This is a genomic window from Nocardia sp. NPDC020380, assembly GCF_044386975.1.
Lineage (GTDB): Bacteria > Actinomycetota > Actinomycetes > Mycobacteriales > Mycobacteriaceae > Nocardia.
In genome coordinates, this window is sequence record NZ_JBIRVQ010000014.1 from 43,630 (window position 1) to 65,635 (window position 22,006).

The window sequence follows — 22,006 nt, forward strand, 5'->3', positions numbered from 1 at the left end:
CATGCCCGCGGTGGTGTGCTGTGTCTTATGGGCATGAGCGAAATCGACTACACCGAACTGCCTTTCATCGATGAACATCGCCGGCTGGTCGCCGCACCACCCGCCGCCGTCTGGGCGGCGCTGACCGACTGGATCGCCGGCGCCAATCTCGGCGTGACCGACCTCTTCGCCGATCTCGTCGGCACCGAACCGCGCCGTGCGTCGGGCACCATCCCGGAGGTGGGTGCCACGCTTCCCGGATTCGCCATCACCGAATCGGTGCCGGACGACCACCTCACTTTGACCGGCCGCCACCGCTTCTCGCGCTATGCATTGATCTTCAGCGTGCGCGCCGAATCCGGCGGCACCGTCCTCAGCGCCCGCTCCTACGCCGAGTTCCCCGGCCTCCACGGCCGCCTGTATCGCACGGCAGTGATCACCTCCGGCGCACATCGCATCTTGGTTCGCCAGCTGCTGGCTCGCATCACCCATAGTCTGAACACATGAAACAGGATGTGCGGCAACGTCATGCCCTGTCGTTCGGCGCGGCAGCGGGCGCGTACGCCGAGCACCGCCCGGACTACGCGCCGGCCGCGGTGCGGTGGGCATTGGACTCCGCGCCCGGCCCGCGAGTGCTGGATCTCGGGGCCGGAACCGGAAAGCTCACCGGCACACTGGTGGCGCTGGGCGCCGATGTCCTCACGGTCGAGCCCGATCCGGCGATGCTGAGCGAGCTACGCCGCGTACTACCCGCGGTTCGTGCCATGGCGGGTAGTGCCGAGCCGGATGCGTCCATCGACGCCGTGCTCGCCGGAAACGCCCTGCACTGGTTCGATATGGCGATCGCAGGACCCGAGATAGCAAGGGTCCTCGCGCCCGGCGGGATCCTGGCGGGGTTGTGGAATGTCATGGACGACCGCGTCGACTGGGTCGCCGGACTCGAACGGGTCAGTGGAAGCGCGGCCATCGGTCCCCGCGACACGTTCAGCAGCTGGCGTGCCGCCACGGCGGGCTTATATCTCCCCGAAGCAGATGTGGCGGCCCGGTTCGGTTCACCCGAGCAAGCCGAGTTCCCACACCGGCAACCGCGCACCGCGGAATCCCTCGTCGCGACAATCGCAACGCGCGCAGGGATGTTGGTCATGTCAGAGCACGAACGACAGGCGACGCTCGCCCGCATCCGCGCCTACCTCGCGAGCAGGCCGGAGACCAACAGCGGCGAATTCGTGCTCCCGATGCTGACGGGAGTACTGCGCACGGTCCGCATCGGATAGCGCGACCGGATTCAGCCGATGAAATCGCGGACGAGCTTCGCGAGTTCGGCCGGCTGCTCGGCCATCACGATGTGTCCGGCGTCGATCTCGGCGTAGGTGGCATCCGGGATATCGGCGCTCACCTCGCGCGAGTATGCCGCGGGGACCAATACATCGGCGGCGCAACCGATCACCAGCGCCGGCGCCTGGATCTGCGGCAGCAGATCGCGGACGTCGAGCCTGTTGGCGAGACCGATCTGCCGGAGTCTTCCGGTCGCGGGTCGGTAGGACGTCGCGAGTTCGGCCACGGCCGCCGGGTCGAGGGATTGCAGGTACGCGGGGCTGAAGGCCACCAGCATCGTGTATCGGGCGAAAGCGTCGGCGTGATCGGCAAGGTCGCGCCACAGCGACAATGCCTGGGTCTGGTGTTGCAACCCCTGTCCGGTCCATCCCGAGACCAGCACGAGGCGGCGGACCAGACCGGGCCGGACCGCGGCAAGCCGGGCGACCACCGCGCCACCCATGGAATGTCCGACCACATCGGCGGGCCCCTGCCCGAGATCGGAGATCACGGCGGCGACCTGCTCGGCGAGCAACTCGACACTCAGCGCACCGCCGTCGTCACGCGCCGCATCGCTGCCCGAAAGATCCGGCAGCACAACAGTTCTGGTATCCACGAATGTCTCGGCGATGTGGTCCCAGACCTGCGAACCTCGGCTGCCACCGTGGACCATGACCAGCGGCCGGCCCGCACCCAGCACCCGGTACGGCACCACCGCTGCGCCCACTGAAATCTCCCGCATGACCAACTCCCCTTTCGTAGAACTGCTTGCCCCAAAGACGTTGCCAGCACTCGGTGGCAATGAGGAGCGGAGCGGATTCCCTAGGATCGGCTCTCCTAGCCGACGCGGCACGCGCCGACCCGACCGCCGAAGATGGAAGACATGACAATGGACAGGGCCAAACTGGCGGACTTCCTCCGCCGTTCCCGCGAGCGGCTCCGGCCCCAGGAGGTCGGCCTGGACGCGGGCCCGCGGCGTCGCACGCCCGGCCTGCGCCGCGAGGAACTGGCCCAGCTGGCCGGTGTTTCGGCCGACTACGTGATGCGGCTCGAGCAGGCGCGCAGCTCCCAGCCGTCGACCCAGCTGCTGGGCGCGCTCGCCCGAGCGCTGCGCTTGACCGAGGACGAACGCGATCACCTCTACCTGCTGGCAGGCCACCGCCCGCCCGAAGGACCGCGCGCCGGAAATTACGTCCGCCCCGCGCTGCTCTGTCTACTCGACCGGCTCGGCGACACCCCGGCCCAGCTCATCACCGACCTCGGTGACCTGCTCGCGCAAAATGCCTTGGCCGAAGCACTTTTCGGCTGCGTGTGCACCCTCGAGGAGCAGGATCGCAATATCACCTGGCGCTGGTTCACCAATCCTCAAGTGCGCGAGGCTTATCCCACCGAGGACCATGACCACCTCAGCCGCGTCCGCGTCGCAGACCTGCGCGCCGCCGCGACCCACCGCGGCTACGATCAGCCCGCGACCGACCTGATCGCACGGCTCGAGGCAGCCAGCGAAGAGTTCGCCACGCTGTGGAACGAGCACGAAGTCGCCATCCGCCGCAGCCACCATGTGCGCGTCGTGCACCCCACTGTCGGCCCCGTCGAATTCGACTTCGAAATCCTGCACACCGAAGCAGCCGACCAGCGCCTCCGCATCTTCACACCGCCGCCCGGATCCAACAGCATCGAAGCTCTCGAGATCCTGCGTGCCATCGGCCCGGAGACCGCCCACCGCAGTCACCGATAAGACCCCCGCACGGCCTTCGAAGACCGAGCGGCACACGTAAGCTCGGACGCAGATCGATCACGCGAAAGGGCGAACGTGTCCAGCGAGAATATGTTCAGTGTTTTTGGGAAGATGACCGCAATTCCGGGTCGGCGGGATGAGCTGATCGCGGTGCTGCTCAGGGGATTACGGGCAGGCGGCACGGAAGGCGGGTTGGTCGGCTTCAGCATCAATAACGCCTTCGACGATCCCGATACGATCTGGCTGACCCAGCTGTGGGTCGACAAGGATGCGCACGACGCGACCACTCGTTCCGAGGCGGTTGTCGCGGCATCCAGCGAAGTCCCCGCGCTGCTGGCTCAGCGACCGGAAGGCTTCTACGGCCACGCCGTCCACGTGCACGGCCACACCTCGGGGTAGCAGGGATTACGAAGAGCGACGGCCTGAAATCGATTCGGGCCGTCGATCTTTCGTGTGCTTTCTTGGCTGCCGTCACCTCAGACCCTCAGTGCGGGCCCTGGCCCGTCGCCATTCCCTGCAGCGCGCTGCTGCCGGCCGCTCCCCCGGCTACGCCGAGTGCCGCGAGTGCCGCCATTCCGAGCAAGAGCAACATGAGTTCTTCCTTTCCGTCGGAACGGATTTCGTTCCGTCTCCCCGACCGGCCCGGGCCCTGAACACGAAGCATTGCAGGCAGATTCGATCGGCCTCGCACTGCTCATCGTGCTCGATACCCTGACCCCGGCCGAACGCCTGGCCTTCGTGCTGCACGACCTGTTCGCGATCCCGTTCGACGAGATCGGCCCGATCCTCAACAAAACACCCGCCGCGGCCCGCCAATTGGCCAGCCGCGCCCGGCGACGGGTCCAGGTCTCGACCCCGCCCGAGGCCGACACCAGCCGTCAGCGCGAGGTGGTCAACGCGTTCCTGACCGCCTCCCGCACCGGCGACTTCCAGGCCCTGCTGTCTCTACTCGCCCCCGACGCGGTCTTCCGCGCCGACGCCGCCGGAATCCGAATGGGTTCGGAGGCACTGGTTTCCGGCCGCGACGGCGTCGCCACCACCTTCGCCGGCCGAGCCAAGGCCACCCGCCTCGCCCTCATCGACGGCATGGTCGGCGCGGTCTGGGCCATCGCCGGCACCCCGAAGGTGGTCTTCACCTTCACCGTCGTCGACGAACAGGTCACCGCCATCGACCTGCACGCCGACCCCGAGGAACTCGCCGCACTCGACATCGAGATCCTCGAAGCCGCCTGACCTACGGTGCTCGACCCGATCCCCAGAAATGGCGGCCAGGTTCCCCTGGCCGCCATTTCGCGTGGACTATCGCGGCAACCCGCGCTAGTACCCGAGTACGGTGCGCAGCACCGATTCGGCTTCTGCCACTGAAACATCGCCTGTCTGCCGGTACGCGATGTGCTGATCCGGGCGCACCAGTAAGGCCGATGCGGTCCCGTCGCGGTACACGGTTTCCTGGGCCTGGGTGTGGTCGAAGACGACCAGATCGACTCCGACCACCCGAGCCGCCTCCACGAAAGCTGCTGTGGTGGAGCCGTTCCCGCTGAGGTCGATCAAGGTCAGCTGCGGACCGAGCGCGTCGTAGAGCGACCGGCCGTCGGCGAGCCAGTCATGCGGCAGCCGCGAACCAGGCCGAGTGCTCGGCGTGTAGGTCAACGGTCCGTCGCCCGAATCCGCTCCCGGCTCATCAGCCCCATCGGCCACGATCACCGGCGAATCCTCGTACCGATAGCCGAGAACCAGTCCGAGACTGTGGAATTCGGCCGCCATCCCGCGCTGGATCGCCTCGGCCACCCCACTCGGTTCCGCATCCTTGATCCGCAGCACCGCCTGCATGTTCGCCACCGTTTCGGCGACCGTCCGCACCGCGATCGCACGCCGCTCCGGCTCGTAACTCGCCGGCAGCCCCGCCCCGCCCCAACCGGCGAGGGTGGCCGCCAGCTTCCAGCCGATGTTCACCGCGTCCCCGATGCCGGTGTTGAATCCGTGCCCGCCCCATGGCGGATTGAGGTGCGCGGCTTCGCCGACCAGGAATACCCGTTCGCTGCCGAATCGATCGGCGATCTGCATGCGGGCGCTCCACTCGTCGGTGGACAGGATCTCCGCTTCGATTTCGGCGCCCACCAGATCCGCGAGCAGACCCGCGATATCGGTGTCGGCGCCGCGCGCGCTGGCCCCGGCCCACCAGGTGTCGGCCAGATCGAAGCGACCCATCACGCCGGTCACGCGGGGATTGAAAACCCAGTAGTGCACGGCCGGTCCGTACGGCACTCGTTCGGCGAGTCCGGGTGCGCGGAAGACGATGTTCAGGTTGCTCAGCGCATCCTGAGTTCCCTCCAGCCGGGCACCGAGACACGTCCTGGTCCTGCTGTCGGATCCGTCGCACCCCAGCACGTATCGCGCGGACACGGTGTGCCGGGTGCCGTCGGTGTGTACCGCGTCGACCGTGACCTCGGTGTCGGACTCGCGCAATCCACTCAACGCCCAGCCGGTGGCGAAGGTGACATTCGGCAATTGCGCCACCGCTTCGCGCAGCACGGTCTCCACGATCGGTTGCGGAACCTGTTGGCCGGACTCCGCGAAGTGCTGCGCGGGGTGTGGCGTGAGCCCGAAACAGTCGGTGAATCGGGTGATCTCGTGTCCCAGCAGATTCGTGCCGAATACCGCGTCCTGCGACCACGACACCGGGAGCGGTGCGGCCTTACGGATCTCGTCGGCCAGTCCCCAGCGGCGGAAGTGTTCCATCGTCCGGATGCTGGTGGTCTTGGCGCGCGGCCGCAGGAACGACACCTCGGCGCGCGGTTCGAGCACCACGCATTCCACGCCGCGGGTGCCGAGTTCCATGGCCGCCGCCAGGCCCACCGGTCCGCCACCGGCGATCAGTACGGCGGTGCTGTCGGGTGGTGTGCTCATGCGGATTCTCCTGTGGCAGTGGTGGACTCGCTCGCGCGGCGCAGGAACTGTTCGAGTGCTTCGTTGAAGGGTGCGCCGGTGTTCTGGGTGCCGTGACCGCCGGGCACCACCAGGCGCTGGGCGCCCAGGCGCTCGGCGAGCGCGTCGCTGATCTCCTCGAATACCGGTCGTTGCCCGCCGCTGACCACCAGGATCGGGATGCCGGCGGCGCGTAAGGGTTCGAGTGGGATCTCCGCTTCCCACGGCAGGCGCCCGCCCGCAGCTACCCGCGTCGCGAACTCGCGTAACCCGTCCGGGAGCGTTTCGGGGAAGGTCGCGGTGGGTTCGATGATGCCGAAGAACCGGCGGAACAACGCGATCGGGTCCGAGGCGGGCTCGGCGAAGAGCTGCGTCATCGCGTGTTCGTAGGCGTCCACGGCCGGTTTGCCGCGGGCCACGAAGCTGGCCGCGCTCTCGATCAGCGTGAGTGAGCGGACGGCTTCGGGGCGGGCGGTGGCGGCGATCATGGCGCCGAGGGTGCCGTAGGACTGGGCGACCACATGCGCGCCATCGCCGAGCGCCTGGGCCAGCAGTCGGCCGTCGGTCAGATAGTCCTCGAATTCGGCTGGGGCGCTGTCGTCGTAGCCCAGCCGGGAGACGATGCGTAACCGCCACCGGTCGGCCAGTGACAGCTGTGTCTGCCATGATTCCGGCCCACCGAACGCGCCGCCGTGCACGAACAGGATCGGTTCGCCGCTGCCGTGATCGACCATGCGCATTCCACCGGGACCGGTGTAGCGGCTGCTCTGTCCCGCAATACCGGTCGCAGCGGGGGTGCCGGTCACGGCCATGCTGTCGAGCAGCTTGTCCGCCAGTCCGGCGATGCTGGGCAGGTCGAGGAACCAGGCCGCGGGTGGCGAGATCGCCAGTGCCGCACCGACTTGCTGCTGGACCTCGACGGCCAGCAGCGAGTCCATGCCGAGTTCGCCGAGCGGATCGTCGGGTCCGATGTCTCCGGGCGCGCACTCCAGAACCGCTGCGGCGGTACCGGTCAGCAAGTCCCGCAGCCGATCTCGCGCGATATCCCGATCTCCGGCCGCGAGCGACTCGGTGATCTCGGCGCCGAGCCGTGACGAGCCCGCCGCGGAGCCCTGCATCCAGGCGGCCGGCCCACGGGCCGCTCGCTGTGGCACCGAACGGATGGCGGCCAGCAATGCCGCCTGTGTGGTCGCCTTGAGATGCACGCCGGTCATCCGGGCCACCTGCCGGCCGTCCATTGTGGCCAGCACGATGTCTGCGGTGATCAGATCGGAACCGCTTGCGCCGGAACGCATCTTGGCGTGGCAGTACATCTCGCCGCCGTCGTGACCGAAGAAGTCGAACTCCTCGATCTCCATTGCCATGACTACGGTCTCACCGAGCGAGCCAGACTCGCTCAGCGGGAGGCACGCGGTCAGCAGCTGCAGTGCGGAATCCACGATTCCTGGATGCAATTCGTATCCCTGCGCCAGTTCCACGGCTTCCGCCGGCCGGATACGGGCCAGCGCTTCGCCGTCGGTCCGGTGGATCGTGGCCAGCCACTGGGCGGAGGGACCGAGATGGATGCGCCGCTGCCAGAGCTCCCGGTAGAAGTTCGATCCGGTGATCTCGGTGCGACAACGGGTCTCGATATCCGCGACCTGGTCCGCGGCGAGAGTCCCGCGTGTTCCGGTGGCCGGGACCAGCGTGCCCTGTGCGTGCAGCGGCCACTGCGCGCCGTCCGTGCCCTGACTGTAGTAGCCGAACCGGTGTGAGTCGCCGTCGCGGTGTACGACCAATTGCGTTGTGAGTCTGCCATTCTCGGGCAGAATCAAAGCTTGCTGCATGACAATGCCCGTGGCGCGCACTCCGGTCTGCCCGGATGTCCAGATCTTCCGCGCGGCCTCGATGACCGTCTCGAGATGGAACCCGGCGTTGACGACCGTGGTGGACCCGGACACGCAGTCGGCCAGGCTCGGGTGCGTCGTCACGCTCGGCTCGGCCTGGTATTGGACGAGGTCCAGCGGGGAACTGATCCGGCTGCCCAGCAGGGTCGGGCTGTCCGGCGGCGGCGCGGTGGGAGACGGCACCTCGGGTGCCGATCGCCGAGACTCATTGAACCAGTGGCGTTCATGTTCGAACGGATAGGTCGGCAGCTCGACGCGACGGCGGCGGTGACCCTGGTCGACGCCCGCCCAGTCGAGGACACCGCCGAGGGTGAACAGCTCACCAGCGCTGTCCAGCAGGGTCGTCCACTCGCCCTTGCCGCGACGCAGCGAGACCAGCCAGTGGTGTGCGCCGTGCGGCAGGTTGTTCTTGGCGATACTGCTCAGATGCGGCGCCGGGCCGATCTCCACGAACACCGAACACCCGTGCTCGACCAGCCGCGCCAGCCCGTCGGCGAACCGGACGGGGGAACGAGCGTGGTCCCGGATGTAGCCGGCGTCGAGGGTGGCGCTACCCAGGAAGTCGCCGGTCAGGTTGGATACCAACGGGATTCGGGGCGAGCCGAACTCGATGTCGGCTGCGAACCGGTGCAACTGGTCCAGCATCGGATCGAGCAGTGGCGAATGGAACGCGTGCGACACGGTCAGCCGGCGCGACTTCACACCGCGCTCGGCCAATGCGGCGAGCACGGCGTCCACCTGCTCGGCCGCACCGGACACCACGACATTCGCCGGTCCATTGATCGCCGCGATAGCCAGTTCCCCCGGATACGCGGCGATCGCGTCCAGGACCTGCGGCTCGCCGGCGAAGACCACCGCCATCGCGCCGCCCTCGGGCAGTTCCTCCATCAGCCGGGCGCGCTCGGCCACCAGGCGCAGCCCGTCCTCGAGGCCGAACACGCCCGCCACGCACGCGGCGGCCAGTTCGCCGACGCTGTGCCCGACCATCGCGCTCGGCCGCACCCCCCAGCGCATCCACATCCGGGCCAGCGCGTACTGCAGGACGAACATCGCCGGCTGCGTGTAGCGGGTCCGATCGATCAGGTCCGCGTCGCCGCCGAAAAGCACCGGCAGCAGCGGGCGGTCGAGCAGTCCGTCGAGGATCTGCGCGCAGCGGTCGAGGTCGGCGCGGAAGCCGGGATCGGTGCGATACAGCTCCCGGCCCATGCCCGCGTACTGCGCGCCCTGACCTGTGAACAGGAAGCCTACTTTGGGCCGTGCGCGCTCGGCCCGCCCTCGATGCAGTCCGGCTGGGCTGCCCCCGTCGGCGAATTCGCCGAGCCGATCACGAAGCTCGGCAACCGAATTCACGCGGGCTGCCAGCCGGTGCGCGAACTTCGCGCGACCGGTATTGGCGGTGAACGCGATGTCGCTCAACGACCCGGCGTCGCCGAGACCCTCGACGTAACGGCGGGCCATCGTCCGCAGCGCGCTCTCGGAACGGGCGCTGAGCATCACCAATTGTTCTGTGCGGTCGGAAGTTTCGACAGCAGGAGCCGCCGCGGGGGCCTCCTCCAGCACGACGTGGGCATTGGTTCCACTCGCGCCGAAAGAACTCACACCCGCGAGTCGTGGCGCGGCGGTCCGCGGCCACGGCGTCAACTCCGTCGGCAGCGTCACCGGCAGGCGATCCAGGCCGATCTCGGGATTGACCTCCTGCAGGTGCAGCAGCGCGGGAATCTGTTCATTGCGCAGCGCGAGAACAGTTTTGATCAGCCCGGCGACACCGGCGGCGGCTTCCAGATGACCGATATTCGTCTTGGCCGAACCCACGATCACCGGCGACTCGGCGTCGCGGTCCGGCCCGAGCACGGCACTGAGGGCACGCAATTCGATCGGATCGCCCAGCGCGGTGCCCGTCCCGTGCGCCTCGACGTAACCGATCCGCGCGCCGGACACCGCGGCGTCCGCGAGCGCGGCGCGGATCACTGCCTGCTGGGCGCCGCCGTTGGGCACGGTGATGCCGCTGCTGCGGCCATCGGAATTCACCGCGGAACCGCGGATGACCGCGTGGATATGGTCCCCGTCGGCAACGGCGTCGGCCAGGCGTTTCAACACCACCACACCGCAACCCTCGCCGCGCACATACCCGTCGGCGCTCTTGTCGAAGGTCTTGCACCGCCCGGCGGGCGACAGCATGTTCGCGTTGGACAGCAGCACGAACGCCTCTGGCGCGAGCAGTGCGTTCACGCCACCTGCGAGCGCCATCGAACACTCACCGGCACGCAGGCTCTGGACAGCCAGATGTACCGACACCAGCGAGGACGAGCACGCGGTGTCGACCGACAGGCTGGGACCGTTCAGCCCCAGCCAGTACGACAGCCGCCCGGCCGCGAACGTGGAGGCGTTCCCGGTCATGGCGTAGGCGTCCAGGTCGTCCGGGGAGGATCGCTGGATGATGCTCTGCAGATAGTCGGCCCCGGTGACGCCGACGAAGACGCCGGTCTTCGACCCCTTCAGCGCATCCGCGGCCTGCCCCGCGTTTTCCAGTGCCTCCCAGCCGACTTCGAGGAACAGCCGCTGCTGTGGGTCCATGTAGGTGGCCTCGCGTGGGGAGATGCCGAAGAACTGTGCGTCGAAGGCATCGACGTCGTCCAGCAGCGCCGCGCTTCTGGTGTAGGCCTTGCCCTTCGTCCTGTCGTCGCCACCATGGAAGGCATCGACGTCCCAGCGCGACGCGGGCACCTCGGTGACCGCGTCGATTCCCGAGCGCAGCAGCTCCCAGAAGGCGGCGGGCCCGTCCGCGCCCGGGATCCGGCAGCCCATGCCGATGATGGCGACGGGTTCATTGTGTTCGCGCCCAGCGGTTTCCAGGGTCGCGCGCAACTCGCGAATCTCGATGAGGGCGCGGCGTAGGACGGTGTCACGGTTGTCATTGCTCATCGGCGGAGGTTCCGTCCTTCACGTAGCTGTGCTGCCTTGTCGATCTCCGCCTCGAGCAGCGCCAGCAGATCATCGCCGGAGAGGTCGTCCGAGAGATCCGCGGTGGCAGGCTGCTCCTGCCATCCGGCGTCGGTCTCGACCGTGGCAATCTGGCGGCGGGCATCGGGCCGGGACCGGACAACGGGCTCGATGCCGGTGGTCTCGCTGTGCTGGATCAGGAAGCCGGTCAGCTCACGGACATTGGGCTGTTCGAAGAGCACGGTGCCGGGCAGTTCCGTGCCCAGATCCCGTTCCAGCAATCTGCGCAGGTCGACCGCCATCATCGAATCCATGCCGAGCTGGAAGAAGCCGTCATCGGGGTCGATTTCCATCACGCTCAGACCGAGCAGGGCCGCGGTATGCGCGGTGATGCGTTCCATCAGCAGTTCGTGGCGGAGGCTGTCATCCGCGGCGGCGAGTATCCAGCCGGTCGGTGGCGTGGGTGCGGCGACCGGTATCGGTCGCGGGACGGTGGTGGACGCCGTATCGGCCGATCGCATCGTCCAGTACCGCGCGCGCTGAAATACGTAGGTGGGCAGGTCGACTCGGCCGACCACGACATGCGCGAACGCCTCCGGCCAGGCAGGCACGTAGCCGTGTACGTAGGCCGCGGCCAGCGCGCACAGGAACTCCGGGACATCACGGTGCGGGCCGAGCGGCGGCGCGGTCCGGCCGGCTGTGCCGATCCAGACGCTGTCGGTGTCTGCCCACTCATCCGCTGCGATGACACGCAGACCGGCGAGCAGTTCGGCCCGATTGCTCACCACCAGTGCCGCGCGATGACGCATCGGAGTCCGTCCCGTCGCCAGTGACCAGGCGATATCGGTGTACGCCGACTCGGGATGAGCGTCGAGATGGTCGAGCAGTCGTTGTGCCTGCGCGCGCAGCGCGGCGGCCGAGCGGCCCGAGATCGGCACCAGCACAGGGCCGGTGGCCTCCGCCGGTCCGCTCTCCGCATCGGCCAGGGGTGGGGCCTGCTCGAGGATCACGTGTGCGTTGGTACCGCTCATCCCGAACGCCGAGACTGCCGCGCGACGCGGCGTCGCGGAGGGCCACGGTCTGGCCTCGGTGAGCAGTCGCAGTCCGCTGGAATCCCAGTCCACATGCGAAGACGGCTGCGCCGCATGCAAAGTCGGCGGCATGGTGGCATGTGACATCGCTTGCACCGTCTTGATCACGCCGCCGACTCCGGCCGCGGCCATCGAATGACCGATATTCGACTTGAGCGAACCCAGCCACACCGGCCGCTCGCCGGAATGGGCCGCACCGTAGGTCTGCGCCAGCGCGTTGGCCTCGATCGGGTCACCGAGCACCGTTCCGGTGCCGTGTGCTTCGACCAGATCGATTTCGGCAGGGGTGAGATCAGCATTGGCCAGCGCGGCACGAATGACCCGCTGCTGCGCAGTGCCGTTCGGTGCGGTGAGACCGTTGCTCGTGCCGTCGGAATTCATTGCGGTGCCCCGGATCAACGCCAGCACCGAATGCCCGTTGCGGCGCGCGTCGCCCAGCCGTTCCAGCAAAAGCACACCGGCGCCTTCAGCCCAGCCGGTGCCATCGGCAGTGGCGGAGAACGCTTTACAGCGGCCGTCCGCCGATAATCCGCGCTGCCGGCTGAACTCCACGAACGCGTCCGGACCGGCCATCACCGTGGCGCCACCGGCCAGCGCGAGCGTGCTTTCGCCACTCCGCAGCGATTGCGCGGCCAGGTGCAGGGCGACCAGGGATGAGGAGCACGCGGTATCCACCGTCACCGCGGGCCCCTCGGTGCCCAGCACATACGCGATGCGCCCGGACGCGACACTCGGCGCGAGCCCGGTGACCCGGTAGCCACCGAGCGTGTCGGTGGCATCGGCGGTACCCGGCCGATAGTCCTGCAGGGCGATACCGAAGAACACACCGGTCGGCGTGCCCCGCACGGCGGCCGGGTCGATTCCCGCGCGCTCCAGCACTTCCCAGGACGTCTCCAGCAGCAGCCGGTGCTGCGGATCCATCGCACCGGCCTCACGGGCCGAGATGCCGAAGAACGCGGCGTCGAAATCGGCGACGCCGCTGAGGAAACCGCCGTACCGGGTGTAGCTGGTGCCCGGGTTGTCCGGGTCAGGGTGGTAGAGGTGGCTCGGCCAGCCGCGGTCGTCCGGGAATTCCCCGACCGCATCGGTCTTTCCCATCACCAAGCGCCACAGCGCCTCCGGTCCGTGCACCCCACCGGGATAGCGGCAGGCCATGCCGATGATGGCAATCGCGTCGGGGTCTTCGGTTGCGCCGGGGTCGAACTCGGCATGGGCATCAGCGCTCGGACCAGCGGGCCCTTCCCTGTCCTCGGGTGCGGTCGTATGCGCAGGTGCGGTTGTGCGTACGGGTGTGGCGTCTGCGCTCTGAGTCAGCGGCGCTGCGTCGCGCTGAGCCAACTGCTCGTCGAGATAGGTCAGCAGCGCGGGCACGGTGGGATGGTCGAAGCCGACCGTCTTGGGCAGGCGCAGACCGGTAGCCGATTCCAGCTTCCGATGCAGGGTGAGCATGCCGACCGAGGTGAGTCCGAGATCGCGGAACGATCGGTCGCCGACAAGGTCAACGTCGGTGTGTCCGGCGACAGCGGCGATCAGCTCGCGCACCACGGCCGTCAGCCGCTCGCCGCGCGGCGCGACCCGCCGGCCATGCTGCCGCCCGTGCCCAGCGCCGTCGACCTCACCGGCGCCACCATCCTGGTCGCCGATGTCGTTCGACGCGGGCCCACCCTCGACCGCGACCGCCGCGCCGGACCTCGGCGTCCGAATGTCGTTGTGCGCGGGAAGGTCCCACCAGTAATGCTCCGCAGCGAACGGGTACGTCGGGAGCATGACCCGGCGCGATCCGGCAGCCGCGAAGGCCCGATCCCAATCGACCTCCACACCAACGCAGTACGCGGCGGCGAGGGCCCGCGCGATGAGATCTTCCTCGTATTCGCCAGGACCGCTGGGCAATACGGAGAGGGAGTCGATACCCGCCATCTCGTCACGGTACTCGTCGGCCACGGCCGCGAGGGTGTCGTCCGACCCGACGCTCAGCAACGCCGACACGCCGGCGGCACGCAGTGCACCGATAGCGGCGGGCAAGCGCGCCGGCATCGTGGCATGCCGGATCCAATGGGCCGGGGACATGACCCGCTCGCCATCGTCCAGCTCGCCGGTCACCGCGGAGAGGATCGGCAGTTCCGGCCGCTGATAGGTCAAACCCGCCGCGACCGAACGGAATCGGCCCAGCGTCGGCTCGGCGGGCACCGTACCGGCGGACATCGCGGCCGACAGCTCGCCGTACGCCATGACCAGCGCGCAGGCGTCCGCCAAGCTCCAGACACCGGCGACGTAGCCGGCCGTCAGCTCACCGAGTCCCTGTCCGCCAAGGTAATCCGGCCGCACGCCCCACTCGCGCAGCTGCGCGGCCAGCGCGGCCTGGAATGCGAACAGCGCGGGTGCGGCGTACTCCGACAAGGTTGTGCCGGACGGGGTCGTGCTGGAGATCAGGTCACGGAGTGGCTGATCGAGATGGCGCGCGAACTCCGCGGTGATGTCGTCGAACACGCTGGCGAACACCGGGTTCCCGGCATAGAGCCCGGCAGCTACGCCGGGCTGCGGCACGGCCCCGCCAGTGAACAGGAGTGCCACCCTGCCCTGCCGCGCCCGGCCGGTGGACACCAGCGGATGCGGTATCCCCTGCGACAACGCGTCCAGCGCCTCGAACAAGTGCGTGCGGGAATCGGCCAGCACGACCGCCCGATGCTCGAACGCGGTACGGGTGGTTGCCAGTGAGCAGGCCACATCGGCGAGCTCGAGGTCCGGATGGGTGCGCAGATGGTCGTGTAGGCGTCCAGCCTGCGCGGCGAGCGCCGCACCGTCGCGCGCCGTCACCGGAAACCACAGTGGGACAGCATGTTCGGTGCGCGGAGTCTCCGCGCGAACGGGTTCGGGCGCCTGCTCGAGGATCAGGTGCGCGTTGGTGCCGCTGATCCCGAACGACGAAACCCCGGCGCGACGCGGCCGATCCACCTCGGGCCAGGGACGCTGCGTGTCGAGCAGTTCGATATTGCCGCCGGAGAAGTCGACCTGTGAGGTGGGCCGGTCGAGGTGCAAGGTCGCGGGCAGCGCACCGGCCCTGATCGCGAGCACCTGTTTGATCACCCCGGCGACACCGGCCGCGGCCTGCGGATGCCCGAAATTGGATTTCAGCGAGCCGAGTAGCAGCGGCCGGTCCGCGCTGTGTCCCGAGCCGTAGACGTCCAGCAGCGCCTCTGCCTCGATCGGGTCACCGAGCCGGGTTCCGGTGCCGTGCGCCTCCACGGCATCGATGTCCGCGGCGCTCAACCCGGCGTCCGCCAGTGCCGCGCTGATCAGCGCTCGTTGCGCGGTGCCGTTCGGCGCGGTCATGCCATTGCTGGCACCGTCCTGGTTGACCGCCGAACCGGTGATCAAGGCCAGGATGGGATAGCCGAGCCGCTCGGCCACCGACTGCCGGGCCAGCAGCACCACCGCCGCGCCCTCCCCGAGCACGGTGCCATCGGCGTTCGCGGAGAACGGTTTACACCGGCCGTCCGGCGCGAGCCCGCGTTGCATGCTGAACTCGACAAGCACTTCGGGGGTGGCCATCACCGTCGCGCCACCGGCGACCGCGAGCTCGCATTCACCCGCGCGCAGCGACCGCATCGCCAGATGAATAGCGACAAGCGACGACGAACAGGCCGTGTCCACCGTGAGGGCCGGACCGGTCAGCCCGAGCAGGTACGACACCCGGCCCGAGGCCACACTTGCGCCGCTGCCCGTCATGGCGTATCCCGCGTAGTCCGCCGGCGTGCGGTCCATTCCGGGGTAGTAATCCGCGCCGAGCAGTCCGGTGAATACTCCGGTTCGGCTGTCGCGCAAGGAATCCGGCTTGATACCGGCCCGCTCGAACAACTCCCATGTCGTGGTCAGCAGCAGCCGCTGCTGGGGATCCATGGCCACCGCCTCGTGCGGTGAGATGCCGAAGAAGCCGGGGTCGAATTCATCTGCGGCGGAAAGGAATCCACCATGCCGGGTGTAACACTTGCCGGGCCGGCCCGGCTCGGGGTCGAAGAAGGTCTCGGTGTTCCAGCCGCGATCGGCGGGAAAGGAGCCGACGGTGTCGGTGCCGTCGATCAGCACCCGCCACATGTCCTCGGGACTGCGGACCCCACCCGGCAGCCGGCAGGCCATCGACACGATCGCGACGGGTTCACCGAGCTGCCGCTGCAGTAGCCGGTTCTCCTTGGCCAATCGCTGGTTTTCCTTGACTGCCTTACGCAGTGCGGCGACGACTTTGTCCTCGGCGGCACCCATCACGCGACCGTTCCGGAATCCGCGCCGTCACCGTTCACCAGACTCATCAGAGCGTCCACATCCATTGCATCGATGTCCATCTCGTCGATCTCGTCATCTTCGACCGGCGCGGTTGCCTGCTGCCGGTCCGGAGTTCGGCTGGGCGAGGCCACATCCCGGCCGGGCGAGGCGCCGACCGGGCCGGCCGGTGCAGCCGTGACTGCCGGTGCGGCCGCGATCAGCCGATGCAGGTGCGCACCGAGCTTGGCGGGCGAGGAATGGTCGAAGATGACCGCCACGGTGAGCCACGCCCCGGTCGCCGCGCTCAGCCGGTTGCGCAATTCGACGGCACCGAGCGATTCCATCCCGAAACTGCGGAACGACTGGTCCGGCGCCAGCGCGTGCGGCGATTCCTGACCGAGCACCGCCGCGGCATGCTCGCGAACCAGATCCACCAGGAGGCGCCGCTGTTCGGCTTCCGGCATCCGCTCCAGCCGCGCCACGAGCTGCGCCGCGGACTGTTCAAGCGACGGTGCGGGATCGACCGCCACGCGCCGCCGGATGCGCGGAGCCAGCGCCTGCAACAGCGGCGGAATCGTCGCGGCGGAACAGTTCTCATCGAATATCAGCCGAACCGGCACGGCCGCTGTGGTTTCCGACAGCCAACAGGCGTCGAAGAGTGCCAACCCCTCCGAGGTGCCCAGAGCTTCGACCTGAACTCCGGGAGCGATCGGCACCCGGTTACTCCCGTCGAGGTGCGCGGTCATTGCGCTGCGCTCGTCCCACAGGCCCCATGCGAGAGTCGTCGCTGCCTGGCCTCTCGCCCGTCTCCGCTGGGCGAGACCGTCCAATAGCGCGTTGGCGGCGGCGTAGTTCGCCTGCCCGGCATTACCGAATGTGGCTGCACAGGAGGAGAACAGCACGAACGCGGCCAGATCGTGGTCACGGGTCAACTCGTCGAGATGCAGTGCGCCGGTCGCTTTGGGTGTCATCACCGCGGCCACTTGTGCGGCAGTCAGTGATTCGACGAGCGCGTCGTCGAGCGTGCCGGCAGCGTGCAGGATCGCGGTGAGTGGATGCTCGGCGGACACGGCGTTCAGCATCTCGGCCACCGAATCCCTGTCACCGGTATCGCATTGCACGACGGTGACCTCGGCGCCGAGATCCCTCAGGCCATTGAGCAGTTCGCCGGCGCCGGGCGCGTCGGCACCGCGCCGACCGGCCAGCATCAGATGCCGCACGCCGTGGGTAGCTACGAGGTGGCGGGCGAACAGACCCCCGAGTGTGCCGGTGCCGCCAGTGATCAGCACGGTGCCGGTGGGGTCGAGTTCGCGATTCCCACGCGGTGGCAACTCCCGCTCGCGGGCGAGGCGGAACGCCGTCGCGGCGCCGCTGCGCAGTGCGAGCTGAGGTTCGCCGGTGGATCGCACGCCAGGCAGGGCGGTCAGCGAGTCCGGGTGAGCGTCGGTATCCAGCAGCACGATCCGGCCGGGGTGCTCAGTCTGCGCGGAACGGACAAGACCCCAAACGGCCGCCATTCCTGGGTCGGTGTCCTCACCGTCCACAGTGGCCACACCATGCTCGGTCAGGACGACGAGGCGAGTCCCGGCCAAATGCGGCTCGGCCAGCCAACTTTGCAGGTCGCCGAGCACCTCCTCCACCGGTGCGGCGCCGCGCGCGGCAAGCGGCAGCACGGCGACATCGGGTGCGGGTTCACCGCTGACCAGCGCTTCGCGCAGGGCGGACACGTCCTGATACTCGGTGATCGACGCTGTGCCCCAGTCGATCGCGGGCGTCGCACCACCAATCATCGCCCACCGGCCGGTCGGGGGCTGCGCGTCGAGCGTCGCTGCGGCCCAACGAGGAACGTACAGCGAGTTGAGCCGGACGCCGGCATTCACCGCATCGTCGGCGATCGGCAGGGTCTCGATCGAATCAACGGTGAGCACCAGTTGCCCCTGCGCGTCGGTGGCCGTCACCGTGTACGAGCAGGACGCCGCGGGTGCGAGCCGCACGCGCAGGCCGGTCGCACCGGTGGCGTGCAGGCTGACGCCGGACCACGAGAACGGCAGCCGCGTCACGCCGTCGCGGGCCACGCCCGCCAACGCCGCGAGATGCAGTGCCCCGTCGAAAAGAATTGGGTGCAAGCCGAATCGGGCGGCCTCAGGCTCACGATCCGGAGCCAGTCGCACCTCGGCAAAGTATTCGTCACCGCGCTGCCAACAGGCAGACACCGTCCGGAACGCCGGTCCATAGGCGATATCGGTATCGGTGAACGCAGCGTAGACGTCGTCCGGTTCGATCGGATCGGCATCGACCGGCGGCCATGAATCCGCGCCCGCCTGCGGCCACGGGTCCACGCTGCGGGCGGGCTCCGGGTTCGCGCCACGGGCTGACTCCGCATTCGCGCTGCGGGCGAGCTCCGGATACGCGCCGCGGGCGGGTGCGCTGTCCTCGCGTCCGAGCAGGCCGTCGGCGTGGCGGGTCCATTCGCCGGCCGATCGGTCGGCGGCTCTGGAGTACATCCGAACGCTGCGGCGGCCGTCGTCGTCCGGTGCGCCGACCGCGACCTGGAGTTGCAGCGCACCGGTTTCCGGTAGCACGACTGGGCGGTGCAGGGTCAGTTCCACGACTCGGCTGCAGCCCACTTCGTCGCCGGCCCGAACCGCCAGTTCGGCGACTGCGGCGCCGGGGAGGACCGCGCGGCCCTGTACCGCGTGGTCGGCCAGCCAGGGCTGGGTGCGGAGTGACACGCTGCCGGTGAGCAGGAGGCCTGCGGTGTCCGGTAGTTCGAGCGCGCTGGAGACCAGTAGGTGGCCGGTGCTCTGCATTCCCGCGACGGCTGATTCGCTGGTGGTGTCTTCGTTGTGCCAGAAGGGGCGGTTCGCGAAGGCGTAGGTGGGCAGTTCGATATGGGGCGGGGTGGTTTTGCCGAAGAGTGCGGCCGGGTTCAGGTCGATGCCTCGAACGTGTGCTTGGGCCAGGCTGGCGGCGAATCGTGTTGCGCCGCCGTCTTCTCGGGTGAGCGAGGCGACGGTTGCTGCCTCGGTGTCGGCGTCGTGGGCGATGTCCTCTACTGATTTCAGCAGCATCGGGTGCGGGCTGGCTTCGAGGAATACGTGGTGGTCGTCGGCCAGGGCGGCGCGTACCGCGTCGACGAATTGCACTGGCTGGCGCAGATTTCGGTACCAGTACCCGGCGTCGAGTTCGCGGGTGTCGAGGAGGCCGCCTGTGACGGTCGAGTAGAACGGCACGGTCGAGGTGGTGGGCGTGATATCGGCCAAGGTCTCCAGCAATTCGGCGCGCACCGACTCCACCTGCGGGGAGTGACTGGCGTAATCGACCGGGAGCACGACCGCGTGGTGCCCGGCTGCCTCCATCGCGTCGACCATCTCACCGAGCTCGGTGGCCGGGCCTGAAAACACGGTGGCTGTGGGGCTGTTGAGCGCGGAGATGCTGAGCGGGACCGGGCTACTTGCCAGATACTCGGCGGTGCGGCTGGAATCCAGTGCGACCCAGGCCATTCCGTACTCGGATTCGGACAGTGTGCGCAAGGCCCGGCTGCGCAATGCCACAATGGCGGCGGCATCCGGCAGTGTCAGGGCACCCGCGATGTGCGCGGCCGCGATCTCGCCCTGAGAATGCCCGATCACCGCGCCGGGCTGCACGCCGCGAGACTGCCAGAGTCTCGCCAGCGCCACCATGACCGCGAAGAGTGCGGGCTGCACGACATCGACCCGGTCCAGGCTCGCGGCGCCGGGCTCCTGGCGCAGCACATCCAGCAATGCCCAATCGCAGTGCGGTGCGAGCGCGTCGGCGCATGCCGTGAGTTCGGTGGCGAACACTGGCGATTGATCGAGTAGTTCGGCGGCCATGCCCGCCCATTGCGCACCTTGTCCGGGGAAGACGAATACCGCCGCCGTGTTCGGGGTGCGGGCGACACCGGTGTGCACTGTGTCGGCGTGCTCGCCGGCGGCCAGGGCGTCGAGGCCGTTCAGCAGATCGATCCGATTCGTGCCCGTCACGATCGCACGGTGCTCGAACCGTGAGCGGCCGGACCACAATGCGGGCGCCATGGCTGCGACATCGTCGTCCTGGCGCTCCCGTACCTGCCGTGCGAGCCTGCGGGCCTGTTCGCGCAGTGCCGGCCCGGTGCGTGCGGAGATCACCCACGGCGTCGGCAAATGGTGCTCGGATCCCGTTGTGACGGTTGCCTGCTCGTCGAGTGCCGGTGGTTCTTCGACGATGATGTGCGCGTTCGTCCCGCTGACACCGAACGAGGAGATGCCGGCCCGGCGCGGCGTCCCCGTACCGGACCAGTCGACGGCCTCGGTGAGCAATCGCACGTCTCCCGCCGACCAGTCGATCAACGGGTTGGGATTGTCCACATGCAGAGTGCGGGGCAGCAGCCCGCGCCGCAGCGCGAGAACCATCTTGATGATGCCGCCGATACCCGCAGCGCCGACCGTGTGCCCGATGTTCGATTTCAGCGAGCCCAGCCATAGCGGGCGGTCAGCGGCACGGCCCTGACCGTAGGTGGCGATCACCGCGTTCGCTTCGATGGGGTCGCCGAGCCGGGTGCCGGTCCCGTGCGCCTCCACGGCGTCTACGTCGGCGGCGGTCAGGCCCGCAGAGTCGAGCGCCTTACGGATGACCCGTTCCTGCGCAGCCGGATTCGGTGCGGTGAGCCGGGTGCTGGGGCCGTCCTGGTTCACCGCGCTGCCGGCGATCAGGGCCTGCACCGGGTAGCCGAGCCGGCGTGCGTCGGACAGCTTGGCCAGCAACAGCATTCCGGCGCCCTCACCCCAGCCGGTGCCATCGGCGGTGTCCGCGAACGATTTACAGAGTCCGTCCGGTGACATCGCGCCCTGGCGGCTGAATTCGGTGAACACGCCCGGGGTGCCGTGGAAGGTGGCGCCGCCGGCCAGTGCGAGCACGGCATCGCCGCTGCGCAGCGACTGGCAGGCGAGGTGGATGGCCACCGAGGAGGACGAGCACGCGGTATCGACGGACACCGATGGCCCGGTCACGCCCAGAAAATAGGACAGCCGCCCGGACACCATGCTCGGCGCGGTGCCGGTCAGCACCCGGCCGCGGATGTCCTCCGGCGTCCGATGCCAGCGCGGCCCGTAGTCCGGTCCGGTGATGCCGACGAACACTCCGACTTCTTGTTCGCGCAGCGAGGCGGGGACGATGCCGGCGCGTTCGATCGCCTCCCAGGCGGTCATCATGATCAGCCGCTGAGCCGGATGGATCGCCGCCGCCTCACGCGGGGAGACTCCGAAGAATTCGGGGTCGAAATCCGCACCGCCGTCGACGAATCCGCCGAATCGGGTGACGATCGCCCCGGCCTGTTCGCCGGGTGTGCCGCTCAGCTGATCCAGGTCCCAGCCACGATCTGCCGGCAGTTCGGTGATCGCGCATCGCCCGGCGGCGACCAGGTCCCAGAGTTCATCGGGTGTCGAGACTCCGCCCGGATACCGGCAACCCATGCCGACGATCGCGATCGGATCGGCGGCGCTCTCACACTGATTGATCACTTTTATCCCTGAGATAGAGAGAAATCCCGGGGAGCACGGTATTCAAAAGCCCCCCTGGCCCGACCATGAGCATCTTCACGACAATGCCGCACGATAATTCGACCGCACGACAATTAACGAGAGAGTAAAGACTCCTGCCATAGTCAGGAGAATTAGGCGACGTTGCCCGACGGTTCAAACACGATTTCGACGATCGGCCGGTTCGACGGCCGGGGTGTGTCCATGGTCACATCCTTGGCGTGATGATCGGAACGAGATGCATCGTGCGCAATGGATTATTGCACAGAAGGCGAGATGCGCATAGACCGAAAAATGTTCAGCATACCCCCAGGTAAGTGCAGCCATCCAGGCCTTCAG

General features: G+C 68.4%; 10 protein-coding genes. 5 read left to right on the forward strand and 5 right to left on the reverse strand.

Annotated features, from left to right (window positions below):
- Window positions 1–33: 33 nt before the first annotated feature.
- Together ACH438_RS33980 and ACH438_RS33985 are read left to right on the forward strand one after the other, a co-directional pair.
- Window positions 34–486: a hypothetical protein gene (locus tag ACH438_RS33980; RefSeq protein ID WP_397012831.1), complete on the forward strand. Its 453-nt coding sequence runs from the start codon at window positions 34–36 to the stop codon at window positions 484–486.
- On the forward strand, window positions 483–1,253 hold the full coding sequence (locus ACH438_RS33985) for a class I SAM-dependent methyltransferase (RefSeq protein WP_397012833.1): 771 nt from the start codon (window positions 483–485) through the stop codon (window positions 1,251–1,253). Before ACH438_RS33980 ends, ACH438_RS33985 begins: the two co-directional genes overlap by 4 nt.
- An 11-nt stretch (window positions 1,254–1,264) precedes the next feature.
- On the opposite strand, the gene ACH438_RS33990 is transcribed toward ACH438_RS33985, so the two are convergent.
- Window positions 1,265–2,035 (reverse strand): alpha/beta fold hydrolase, encoded by a 771-nt coding sequence (locus ACH438_RS33990; protein WP_397012836.1) that lies wholly within the window; start codon window positions 2,033–2,035, stop codon window positions 1,265–1,267.
- Window positions 2,036–2,182: 147 nt separating this feature from the next.
- On the opposite strand from ACH438_RS33990, the gene ACH438_RS33995 reads away from it, so the two are divergent.
- From ACH438_RS33995 to ACH438_RS34005, 3 genes are all read left to right on the forward strand, one after another.
- Window positions 2,183–3,031 carry a helix-turn-helix transcriptional regulator gene (locus ACH438_RS33995; protein WP_397013238.1) on the forward strand — a complete coding sequence of 283 codons (849 nt, stop codon included), beginning with the start codon at window positions 2,183–2,185 and terminating at the stop codon, window positions 3,029–3,031.
- A gap of 90 nt (window positions 3,032–3,121) precedes the next feature.
- On the forward strand, window positions 3,122–3,430 hold the full coding sequence (locus ACH438_RS34000) for a putative quinol monooxygenase (RefSeq protein ID WP_397013240.1): 309 nt from the start codon (window positions 3,122–3,124) through the stop codon (window positions 3,428–3,430).
- Between the two features lie 264 nt (window positions 3,431–3,694).
- Window positions 3,695–4,264 (forward strand): sigma factor-like helix-turn-helix DNA-binding protein, encoded by a 570-nt coding sequence (locus ACH438_RS34005; protein ID WP_397012838.1) that lies wholly within the window; start codon window positions 3,695–3,697, stop codon window positions 4,262–4,264.
- An 84-nt stretch (window positions 4,265–4,348) separates the two neighbouring features.
- On the opposite strand, the gene ACH438_RS34010 is transcribed toward ACH438_RS34005, so the two are convergent.
- From ACH438_RS34010 to ACH438_RS34025, 4 genes are read right to left on the reverse strand one after another with little or no spacing between them, the layout of a single operon-like run.
- Complete coding sequence (locus ACH438_RS34010; RefSeq protein WP_397012841.1) at window positions 4,349–5,938, reverse strand: FAD-dependent monooxygenase; 1,590 nt, start codon at window positions 5,936–5,938, stop codon at window positions 4,349–4,351.
- A complete protein-coding gene (locus ACH438_RS34015; protein WP_397012843.1) occupies window positions 5,935–10,764 on the reverse strand; it encodes an alpha/beta fold hydrolase in 4,830 nt (1,609 codons plus the stop codon). The genes ACH438_RS34010 and ACH438_RS34015 overlap by 4 nt, the downstream gene beginning before the upstream one ends.
- Complete coding sequence (locus ACH438_RS34020) at window positions 10,761–16,130, reverse strand: beta-ketoacyl synthase N-terminal-like domain-containing protein (RefSeq protein ID WP_397012845.1); 5,370 nt, start codon at window positions 16,128–16,130, stop codon at window positions 10,761–10,763. Before ACH438_RS34020 ends, ACH438_RS34015 begins: the two co-directional genes overlap by 4 nt.
- Entirely contained in the window at window positions 16,130–21,649 is a 5,520-nt protein-coding gene (locus tag ACH438_RS34025) for a type I polyketide synthase (protein ID WP_397012847.1), read from the reverse strand. The genes ACH438_RS34020 and ACH438_RS34025 overlap by 1 nt, the downstream gene beginning before the upstream one ends.
- Window positions 21,650–22,006: the final 357 nt, after the last annotated feature.